Annotated in this window: 11 protein-coding genes and 1 pseudogene; 7 read left to right on the top strand and 5 right to left on the bottom strand. The window is 72.0% G+C overall.

Annotation, left to right across the window (positions count from 1 at the left end; genetic code table 11):
• The 5 genes from otsB to G6031_RS10710 all read left to right on the top strand — a co-directional run.
• Positions 1 to 633: trehalose-phosphatase (gene otsB, locus G6031_RS10730; RefSeq protein WP_182653246.1), on the top strand; the 633-nt coding region annotated here is incomplete at its 5' end.
• Positions 634 to 724: 91 nt separating this feature from the next.
• A complete protein-coding gene (locus tag G6031_RS10725; protein ID WP_182653245.1) occupies positions 725 to 1,825 on the top strand; it encodes a zinc ABC transporter substrate-binding protein in 1,101 nt (366 codons plus the stop codon).
• Positions 1,812 to 2,696 carry a metal ABC transporter ATP-binding protein gene (locus tag G6031_RS10720; RefSeq protein WP_182653244.1) on the top strand — a complete coding sequence of 295 codons (885 nt, stop codon included), beginning with the start codon at positions 1,812 to 1,814 and terminating at the stop codon, positions 2,694 to 2,696. The genes G6031_RS10725 and G6031_RS10720 overlap by 14 nt, the downstream gene beginning before the upstream one ends.
• Positions 2,696 to 3,544, top strand: a complete 849-nt coding sequence (locus tag G6031_RS10715; protein WP_182653243.1) for a metal ABC transporter permease — start codon at positions 2,696 to 2,698, stop codon at positions 3,542 to 3,544. Before G6031_RS10720 ends, G6031_RS10715 begins: the two co-directional genes overlap by 1 nt.
• Before the next feature lie 34 nt (positions 3,545 to 3,578).
• Positions 3,579 to 4,556: an aminoglycoside phosphotransferase family protein gene (locus G6031_RS10710; RefSeq protein WP_347238480.1), complete on the top strand. Its 978-nt coding sequence runs from the start codon at positions 3,579 to 3,581 to the stop codon at positions 4,554 to 4,556.
• Positions 4,557 to 4,575: 19 nt separating this feature from the next.
• Here G6031_RS10710 and rlmB read toward each other — a convergent pair whose 3' ends face one another.
• From rlmB to G6031_RS10685, 5 genes are all read right to left on the bottom strand, one after another.
• Entirely contained in the window at positions 4,576 to 5,544 is a 969-nt protein-coding gene (rlmB, locus tag G6031_RS10705) for a 23S rRNA (guanosine(2251)-2'-O)-methyltransferase RlmB (protein ID WP_179524507.1), read from the bottom strand.
• 1 nt (position 5,545) lies between these two features.
• Positions 5,546 to 6,961 carry a cysteine--tRNA ligase gene (cysS, locus tag G6031_RS10700; protein ID WP_182653242.1) on the bottom strand — a complete coding sequence of 472 codons (1,416 nt, stop codon included), beginning with the start codon at positions 6,959 to 6,961 and terminating at the stop codon, positions 5,546 to 5,548.
• Positions 6,962 to 7,003: 42 nt separating this feature from the next.
• Positions 7,004 to 7,486, bottom strand: coding sequence for a 2-C-methyl-D-erythritol 2,4-cyclodiphosphate synthase (gene ispF / locus G6031_RS10695; protein WP_179524505.1), 483 nt, complete (start codon positions 7,484 to 7,486; stop codon positions 7,004 to 7,006).
• The gene (ispD, locus tag G6031_RS10690; protein WP_179526140.1) at positions 7,483 to 8,256 is read right to left on the bottom strand and encodes a 2-C-methyl-D-erythritol 4-phosphate cytidylyltransferase; all 774 of its coding nucleotides are present in this window, start codon (positions 8,254 to 8,256) and stop codon (positions 7,483 to 7,485) included. The genes ispF and ispD overlap by 4 nt, the downstream gene beginning before the upstream one ends.
• 74 nt (positions 8,257 to 8,330) lie before the next feature.
• Positions 8,331 to 8,828, bottom strand: coding sequence for a CarD family transcriptional regulator (locus G6031_RS10685; RefSeq protein WP_179524504.1), 498 nt, complete (start codon positions 8,826 to 8,828; stop codon positions 8,331 to 8,333).
• Positions 8,829 to 9,025: 197 nt separating this feature from the next.
• On the opposite strand from G6031_RS10685, the gene G6031_RS10680 reads away from it, so the two are divergent.
• Together G6031_RS10680 and G6031_RS18905 are read left to right on the top strand one after the other, a co-directional pair.
• Positions 9,026 to 9,589 (top strand): hypothetical protein, encoded by a 564-nt coding sequence (locus G6031_RS10680; protein WP_179524503.1) that lies wholly within the window; start codon positions 9,026 to 9,028, stop codon positions 9,587 to 9,589.
• Positions 9,590 to 9,599: 10 nt separating this feature from the next.
• A pseudogene (locus G6031_RS18905) lies at positions 9,600 to 9,761 on the top strand (DNA integrity scanning protein DisA); the annotation flags it as partial.

The following is a 9,761-nucleotide window of genomic DNA, read 5'->3' as shown; positions in this document are numbered from 1 at the left end:
GCACCCGGCGCCATCGACGCCCTCGATCGGCTCGCCGGGCTGCCGCGGACCACGGTCGCCCTGTTGTCCGGCCGCAACCGTGAGGCACTCGCCCGGGTGAGCGGTGCCGTCGCGCCGGTGGTGCTGGTGGGTAGCCACGGGTCGGAGTGGGAGGGCGGGTTCGACACGCCCCTGGACGACGACGAGCTCGCCCGGCTCGACCGTGTGGGTTCCGAACTCTCCGAGATCGTCGCGCGCACCCCCGGCGCCCACGTCGAGCCCAAGCCCACGGCCGCCGTCCTGCACGTCCGCCCGGTCGAGGACCCGGCCCTGCGCCAACGGGCGATGGCCGAGGCGATGGCCGGACCCGCCGCCCTCGACGGCGTGTTCGTGACCGAGGGCAAGAACGTCGTGGAGATCGCGGTCCGCGAGGCGAGCAAGGGCGCGGCGATCGAGAGGCTGGTCGAGCAGACCGGGGCGGAGATCGCGATCTTCATCGGCGACGACGTGACCGACGAGCGGGGTTTCGCGCGCCTGCGCGACGGGGACATCGGGATCAAGGTCGGAGACGGCCGGACTCTCGCCACACACCGCGTGGCCGACATCCCCGCGGTGGTGGGGCTGCTCTCCCGGCTCGCCGAACTGCGGGGCTGACCTCCGGGCCACCCCGCGGTTGACCCCGTCGGCGAGGATCAACATACACTTAACGACAACGGTTCCCATTGCTACGAGAGCGGTCTTCGCCATGTCGTCATCCAGCCTGTCCCGCACCCCCCTGCCAGCCCGGGCCGCGGCGATCGCCGCCGCCGCGCTCCTCGGAGGAGCCGTCCTGACCGCCTGCGGGTCGGAGGACGGTTCCGGCGAGGGCGCCACGGCCACCGGACCGACCGTCGTGGCCTCCACGAGCGTCTACGCCGACATCGCCGAGCAGGTGGCCGGGGACAACGCGACAGTGGAGGCCGTGATCTCCGACCCGGCCGCCGACCCGCACTCCTACGAGGCGAGCCCGGCCGACGCGGCAGCGGTCAGCGGCGCGGACCTCGTGGTCTACAACGGCGCCGGGTACGACTCCTTCGTGGACCGGGCCCTCGAGAACGCCGCGGACGTCCCCGTGGTCCGGGCGGTCGACGAGTACGAACGCGTCACCGGCGAGTCGATCGCCGAGCACTCCCACGGCGACGAGCACGGTGCGGACGATCACGGTGCCGAGGACGGTCACGACGAGGATCACGGTGCCGAGGACGGTCACGACGGACACGGATCGGACGACGATCACGACGGCCACGACCACGCGTCCGACACCAACGAGCACGTCTGGTTCAGTCTGCCCACCGCGGCCGCCGTGGCCGAGCGGGTGGCCGAGGAGCTGGCGGCGATCGACGAGGAGAACGCCGAGGAGTACCGCGAGAACGCCGACCGGTTCGCTGACTCCCTCGCTCCCCTCGAGGCCGAGCTCGACGCGATCCACGACCGCGGGCACTTCCCCTACGCCCAGACCGAGCGGGTCGGCGCCCACCTGTTCGACGCCGCCCACATGGTCGACCTGACGCCGCGCGGATTCCTGGCCTCGATCGAGGACGACACCGACCCGTCCGCGGCCGACCTCTCCGCCGTGCTCGACCTGATGGGCGAGCGGGAGGTCGCGTTCCTCGCGTTCAACACCCAGACCGAGACCACCGTGACCGCCCGCGTCCGTGACGCCGCCGAGTCGGCGGACGTCGCCGTCGTCGACCTCACCGAGACCCTCCCCGAGGGCACGGACTACACCACGTGGATGACGGGGATCGTCGACTCGCTGTCCTCGGCCCTCGACGGTGCGACCCCGGTCGCCGATGGTGGACACTGACCAGGTGACATCCCACTTCCGCGGCGAACCCGGCCCCGGGACGGTCGTCTCCCTGGAGTCGGTGACGGTCTCGCGCGGCGGGCGCACCCTCATCCGCGATCTCGACCTCGAGGTGGCCGCCGGGGAGTTCGTCGCCGTGCTCGGCCCCAACGGAGCCGGCAAGACGACCCTGCTCAAGGTGCTCCTCGGCGAGCTGGCACCCGATTCCGGCACCGTGCTGGTGGACGGCCGCGCCCCCGGCGACCGCGGAACCCACCTGGGGTACGTGCCCCAGCAGAAGGCGTTCGACCCCGGGATCACCCTGCGCGGACGCGACCTGGTCGGACTCGGGATCGACGGGACCCGCTGGGGTCCGGGGTGGCCGTCCCGGCGCGGCGCGAAGCGTCGGGTGGTCGACGACGCGCTGGACCGCCTGGGGGCCGGGCAGCTGGCGGACAAGCCGCTCGGTCGCATGTCCGGAGGCGAGCAGCAACGCGTCCGGGTGGCCCAGGCCATCGCGTGCGACCCGTGCGTCATGCTCTGCGACGAGCCGCTGCTGAGCCTGGACCTCACCGGCCAGCGCACCGTCGCCTCGGTACTCGACCACCGCCGCCGTCACCACGGCACCGCGGTCCTCTTCGTCACCCACGAGATCAACCCGGTCCTGCCGATGGTCGACCGGATCGTCTACCTCGTGGACGGGCGCCACCGCATCGGCACCCCGGAGGAGGTGTTCACCACCGAGGTCATGTCCGACCTCTACTCCTCGCCCGTCGAGGTGTTGCGGGTCCGCGGCCAGATCATCGTGGTGGGCGACACCCAGCACCTGTGCGCCGAACCCTGGTCCACCGGCCACCACCATCACGACGACACCCACCCCGGAGCGCACTGATGGACCGCCTGCTCGAGATCGCCGGGACGATCGCCGACACCGAGGTGACCGCGCACCTGCTCCACCAGGACTTCGTGCTCTACGGACTGGTCGCGATCGCGCTGCTCGGCCTGCTGGCCGGGGCGATCGGGCCGTTCATCGTGATGCGGCAGATGTCGTTCTCCGTGCACGGCGCCAGCGAACTCGCCCTCACCGGCGCCGCCGCCGCACTGCTGTTCGGCCTCAACCTGGGCCTGGGTGCGATCCTCGGATCCGTGGTGGCCGCGCTGATCTTCGGACTCATGGGCGCCCGCGCCTCCCAGCGCGACAGTTCGATCGGCGTGGTCATGGCGTTCGGCCTCGGCATGGCCGTGCTGTTCATCCACCTCTACCCCGGCCGGTCGGGGACCAGCTTCTCCCTGTTGACCGGGCAGATCGTGGGCGTGTCGGAGCACGGCGTGGTCCAGATGGCTGTGGTCGCGGCGATCATCTGCGTCACGTTGATCGCGCTCTACCGTCCGCTGGTCTTCTCCTCCGCGGACCCCGAGGTCGCCGAGGCGCGGGGGGTTCCCGTGCGCGCGATCAACCTGGTCTTCGCGGTACTGGTGGGCCTCGCGGCCGCCCAGGCCGTCCAGGTGGTGGGGGCGCTGCTCGTGCTCTCGCTGCTCATCACCCCTGCCGCCGCCGCGGCCGCCGTCACCTCGAGCCCCGGGCGCGCGATCGCCCTGACCATCCTGTTCGCCCAGATCGCCGCGGTCGGTGGGATGCTGCTCTCGCTCGCGCCCGGGGTGCCCGTCTCGGTGTTCGTCACCACCATCTCCTTCGTCATCTACCTGGCGTGCCGGGCGGTCGCGGCACTCCGGAGCTGAGCACCGACCGGCCCGCGTGACTACCGTCGGACGGGTGCCCATCGACCCCGACCCCCCTGCCGAGCGACCCGCCGGACCCCCGGCCGAGCCCCCGGCCGAGCGCAGCGCTGAGCTCGACGCGATCCGCGCCGCGTTCCCGACCCTCGCCTGGGACTCGGCGTCGTGGATCGACGAGGGCTGGGACCACGTGGTGGTGCTGTGCCGCGGGTGCCGCGGGGCCGACTCCCTCGGGCACCGGGAGCTGGTGTTCCGGTTCCCGACGGACGAGCAGGCGCTCGCCCGGCTCCCGCAGGAGATCGCCGTCCTCGACCACCTGTCCCCCGGTGTCGACGCCGCGATCCCCCGGTACACGCACGTCCCGTCGGGCGGCGGCTTCGCCGGGTATCCGCTGGTGGGTGGGGACAGGCTGACCCCCGAGCTACTCCGCGGTCTGCCCACGACGGACAGGACGTCGGTGGCCGGGCAGCTCGGCGCCCTGCTGGCGGCGCTGCACGCGGCCGACACCTCCACCCCGCCGCTGGACCGGGTCCCGGACTCGTACCAACCCGAGAACCTGGACTTCGTGCGGGGGATCGTGGCCCACGACCTCCCTGCGGTGTTCACCGAGGACGAGATGCGGACCGCGCGGGAGATCTGTGACGAGGTCGCCGCGCTCCAGTCCACCCTGCTGCCCAGGGTCTTCCTGCACAACGACGTCTACGTCCGTCACCTGTACTGGGATCGGCGGACGTCCCCGGGCCGGCTGGGGCTCATCGACTTCACCGACATGTGTCTCGGCGACCCGGCGGTCGACTTCGCCGAGCTGTACGAGTACGGCCCGGGCTTCGTCGACGAGGTGCTCGCGCGCTACGTCGGTCGGATCGACCCGACCTTCCTCGACCGGGCGTGGACCTACCAACGGTTCGCCGGGCTCTACATGGTCGTCGGGCACCTGTACTACGGCGAGGAGACGTGGGAGTACGCACGGGCGACGTTCGATCGTTGTCGATCGCCCCGCCGCCCGCCGGGCTGAACGGGAACCGAGGGGCCCGTCAGCCCTTCACGCGACGCTGGCGGGCGAACTCGGACAGCACCACGCCGGCGGCGACCGAGGCGTTGAGGCTCTCCACCCCTCCGGAGATCGGGATCGAGAGGATCGAGTCGCAGTTCTCGCGCACCAGCCGTGAGAGACCCTTACCCTCGGAGCCCACCACGACGACCGTGGGGCCGGTGCCGTCGTAGGTGTCCAGGGTGGTGTCGCCGTCGGCGTCCAGACCCACGAGCTGCACCCCGGCCTTGGCCCAGTCCAGAAGCGTGCGGTTGAGGTTGGTCGCGCGCGCGACCGGCAGCCGGGCGGCGGCACCGGCCGAGGCGCGCCACGCGACGGCCGTGATGGACGCACTGCGCCGCTCCGGGATGAGGACGCCGTGTCCGCCGAACGCGGCGACCGAACGGATGACCGCGCCGAGGTTGCGGGTGTCGGTGATGTTGTCCAGAGCCACGAGCAGCGCGGGTTCGGATGCTCCCATCGCGATGTCGAGCAGATCCTTGGGATCGGTGTACTGGTACGGCGGCACCTGGAGCCCGATCCCCTGGTGCATCCCGTTCGACACCATGCGGTCGAGGTCCGTGCGCGGCACCTCGAGAATCGAGATGCCCTTGTTGGCGGCCAGGTGGACGGCCTCGGTCAGTCGCTCGTCGGCGTCCGAGCCGACCGCGACGTACAGCGCGGTCGCGGGCACGCCGGCCCGGAGGCACTCCACCACCGGGTTGCGGCCCACCACGTACTCCGGACCATCGGCCTGCTTCTCGGCGTACCGGCGCCGCTGCTGCGTGGTCTCCGCCTTCCGCGAGGCGGCCTTGGCCTTGCGGTGCGCGGAGTGATACGTGCGGTCCTCGGCCTTGGGCGTGGCGCCGCGGGCCTCGAGGCCCCGCCGCCGTTGACCGCCGGATCCGACGACCTGGCCCTTCTTGGTGCCGGATTTGCGGATCGCTCCGCGTCGGGCCGAATTGCCAGCCATGTCAGTCCTTCCGGTTGGCGAGCGACCATCTCTGGCCGTCCGCGGTATCTGCCACCTCGACGCCGGCCGAGACCAGACGGTCCCGGATCGCGTCGGCGGTGGCGAAGTCCTTGTTCGAACGCGCGATGTCGCGCGCCTCGAGTTCTGCGCGCACGAGCGAGTTGAGCGCTGTCGTCGCGGCGTCGTCCGCGCCGCCCTCGGCCACCCAGTGGGGGTCGAGGGGATCGACGCCCACGACCGCCGTCATCGCCCGCACGGCCGACGCGGCCGTCAGCGCCGCGTCGAGGTCGCCGGACGCCAGGGCGGTGTTCCCCTCGCGCACCCGACCGTGGATCTCCGCCAGTGCGGCGGGGACCCCGAGATCGTCGTTCATCGCCGCGGCGAACCCGTCCGTCCAGTCACCCACGGGCACCTCGACGCCGGCCTCGGTCACGCGCCGCACGAACGCCTCGATCCTCCGGTACCCGGCGGCCGCCTCCTGCAGTGCCTCCGGCGAGTACTCGAGCATCGAGCGGTAGTGCGCGCTGCCGAGGTAGTAGCGCAGCTCGACGGGTCGCACCGCGCTGAGGATGTTGGGCACGCTGAGCACGTTGCCCAGCGACTTGCTCATCTTCTCCCCCGCCATGGTGACCCACCCGTTGTGCAGCCAGTACCGGGCGAAGCCGTCTCCGGCCGCGTGGGACTGCGCCGCCTCGTTCTCGTGGTGCGGGAACTGCAGGTCCAGACCACCGCCGTGGATGTCGAAGGTCCCACCGAGGTACCAGGTCGCCATGGCCGAGCACTCGAGGTGCCAGCCCGGACGGCCCTCCCCCCACGGGGTGGGCCAGCTGGGCTCCCCCGGCTTGGCCGCCTTCCACAGCGCGAAGTCCCGCGGGTCCCGCTTGCCGCGCAGGTCCGCCGCCTCACCCTGGTCGACCTCGTCGAGGCGGTGTCCCGAGAGGTGGCCGTAATCGCCCTCCGGTGCGGCCGACCAGGCGGCCACGTCGAAGTAGACGCTGCCCTCGGCCGGATAGGCGAAGCCGCGCTCGATGAGCCGCTCCATGTAGTCGATCATCTGCGTGACGTGCCCGGTCGCCCGCGGCTCGGTGGACGGAGGCAGGACCCCGAGGGCGTCATAAGCCCTGGTGAACTCGCGTTCGTGCGTGGCGACCCATTCCCACCACGGCCGGCCGTTCTCGGCGGCCTTGGTGAGGATCTTGTCGTCGATATCGGTGACGTTGCGGACGAACGCCACGTCGTAGCCCGTGGCCAGCAGCCAGCGGCGCAGGACGTCGAAGGCGACCCCGGACCGGACGTGGCCGATGTGCGGCACGGACTGGGGGGTGGCTCCACAGAGGTAGACGGACGCGTGCCCCTCCCGGACTGGGGTGAACTCCCGGAGGGAGCGGGTGGCGGTGTCGTACAGATGGAGCGTCACGGGTAGCGAGTCTACCGGTGACGCACCCTCCCGCCCGCTTCGTCAGCTCCGGAACACCAGGGCCGTCGCCACGGCGGAGACCCCCTCACCGCGACCGGTGAAGCCCATGCCGTCGGTCGTGGTGGCCGAGACGGAGACCGGGGCGCCGATGATCGCCGAGAGGGTCTGTTCCGCCTCGACCCGCCGCGGGCCCATCTTGGGGCGGTTGCCCACCATCTGCACGGCGGCGTTCCCGATCGCCCACCCGTGCCCGGCGAGTTCCGCCACCGCCTCGCGCAGGAGCCGCTCACCCGAGACGTCGTCGTACTCGGGGCGACCGGTGCCGACCAGGGTGCCGAGGTCACCGAGACCGGCCGCGGACAGGAGCGCGTCGACCAGGGCGTGGGCCACTACGTCGCCGTCGGAGTGCCCCTCGCACCCGTGGTCGTCCGGGAAGTGCAGGCAGGCCATCATGCATCGCTTGCCGGGCTGCACCTGATGGGCGTCGGTGCCGATGCCGACGCGCGGGATCACGGGTCCGGTCACGGGTGCTCCTCCGGGTTCTCGCGTGCACCGGGCTCCTGCGGTGCGCCGACTTCGTGCAGGGCACGGACTTCCGACAGGGCACGGACTTCGTGCAGGGCTCGGACGTGGTCCGATGCCGTGGTGATCTTGAAGGCGAGCGGGTCGCCGTCGACGGTCGCCACCGTCCCGCCCAGCCGCTCCACCAGCCCGGCGTCGTCGGTGGCCACGTCCCCGGCCGCGTCGTAGGCGGCCAGCAGCACGTCGGGCGCGAAACCCTGCGGCGTCTGGACGGCCCGGAGGGCGGCGCGGTCGGGCGTACCCACCACGTATCCGGCGGCGTCGACCTCCTTGACGGTGTCGACCACGGGGAGGACGGGCACCACCGCGACCTCTCCCGATCGGACCGCCTCCACCACCCGCACGATGGGGCCCGCGGGGGTGAGGCAGCGCGCCGCGTCGTGGACCAGGACGACGTCGTGTACCGACGTACCGGACCGCGGGAGGCCGGCGGTGAGCGCCGCCAGGCCGTTGCGCACCGAGTCGGTGCGCTGCGCGCCGCCCGTGGTGACGACGACGAGGTGGTCCCCCGTCCGGAGAGGGGCGAGCAGTGCCTCCGACTCGGCGACGCGGTCGTCCGGGACCACGACCACCACGTCGTCGACGGCCCCGCTGGCCAGCAACCCGGCGACGGCCCGTTCGAGCATCGTCCGGCCCGACACCTCGACGAAGGCCTTGGGCACCCCGGCTCCCAGCCGTAGTCCGGACCCCGCCGCGGGAACGACGGCGGCCACCCTGCCCGTGGGGGCCGGGTGGCCACTCGATCCGTTCCGCGTCACAGAGGACCGGGTCACTCGCGCGGGTCGCGTCAGGCCGGCGCGGCCGCGGCGGCCAGGACCTGCTCGAGGAGCTCGTCCGCACGGTGCTCGTCCGCACGGTCGGCCAGCGCGAGTTCGCCGACCAGCACCTGCCGCGCCTTGGCGAGCATGCGCTTCTCGCCGGCGGACAGTCCCCGGTCCAGGTCGCGGCGCCACAGATCGCGGACGACCTCGGCGACCTTGTTCACGTCCCCCGAGGCCAGCTTCTCGCCGTTCGCCTTGTAGCGGCGCGACCAGTTGGTCGGCTCCTCCGCGTGCTCGGTACGCAGGACATCGAAGACCTTGTCGAGCCCCGCCTCGTCGACCACGTCGCGCACGCCCACGTACTCGGCGTTCTCGGCCGGAACCCGGACCGTGAGATCGCCCTGTGAAACCTTGAGGACGAGGTATTCCTTCTCGGTGCCCTTGACCGTCCGCATCTCGATCGCCTGGATACTTGCGGCGCCGTGATGCGGGTAGACGACAGTGTCGCCGACCTTGAACTCCATGAGTGGCTTTCCCCTTTCGACTGAGCCATCTTAGCACGCCCTCAGCGCTGGGGTTATCCGTTTATGCAGGTCAGCAACCCGAACGGCCCGACCGGCGCATCCGGGGGGTGCGAGGGGCGCACTCTGGCGCCGGTCACGACCGGCCGTGGACTACGATGAGACCGGCCTGAGAACGACCATCTCCCGAGGAGCCTGACGTGACTTCACCGAACACCGGCCTGCGCCGCACCGCGCTCGTAGTCCTGGCCGTGGGTACCGCCGTCGGTATGTCCGCGTGTGGCGCCGGCCAGATCTCGCAGACGGCCGGTCAGGTCGCCGCGGTGGACGGTGGACAGGGTTCCGCGGGCGAGCTGTACGTCAACGACCTCGTGGTGGTCCTCCCCGAGACGGGGGAGGCGCGTCTCGGGTTCGTCGCCTCCTTCACCGGGACCGGCATGGGCGAGTCGATCTCCCTCGACCGTCTCGAGATCGACGGGATCGAGGCGCAGATCGGCGAGTCGCAGCCCCTCGAGCGCGGGTGCTCGCTGATCGTCTCGGCGGCGGAGGACGCAGAGCCCGTCCCCGGCGGGGACGACCTCTGCGTCGAGCGGACCACCGCCACCCTCCCCGGTGCGGACGACCTCCAGATCGGCACCTCGGTGCCGGCCACCGTCTCCTTCTCCAACGGCGACCAGATCGAGATGGCGGCAGCCGTCATCGCCGAGGTCCCGGCCAGCGACGAGTACACCCGTCCGGTCGAGACCCACTCCGAGGGGCACTGAGACGTCCGCCCTGTCCGCCCGCGCGGCCGACGGCTCCCCCGCCGACGCGGCGGTGCGCGCCGTCCTCCGCCGTCTGGCCCCGGGCACGCCGCTCCGTGACGCGCTGGACCGCATCCGGCGCAGCGGCACCGGCGGTCTCGTCGTGCTGGGTGACGACCCCGCCGTCCGGGAG

It is taken from the genome of Dietzia sp. CQ4, from assembly GCF_014145125.1.
Lineage (GTDB): Bacteria > Actinomycetota > Actinomycetes > Mycobacteriales > Mycobacteriaceae > Dietzia > Dietzia natronolimnaea.
Note: the sequence above shows the minus strand (reverse complement) of the source record. Positions and strands in the feature narration are given on the sequence as shown.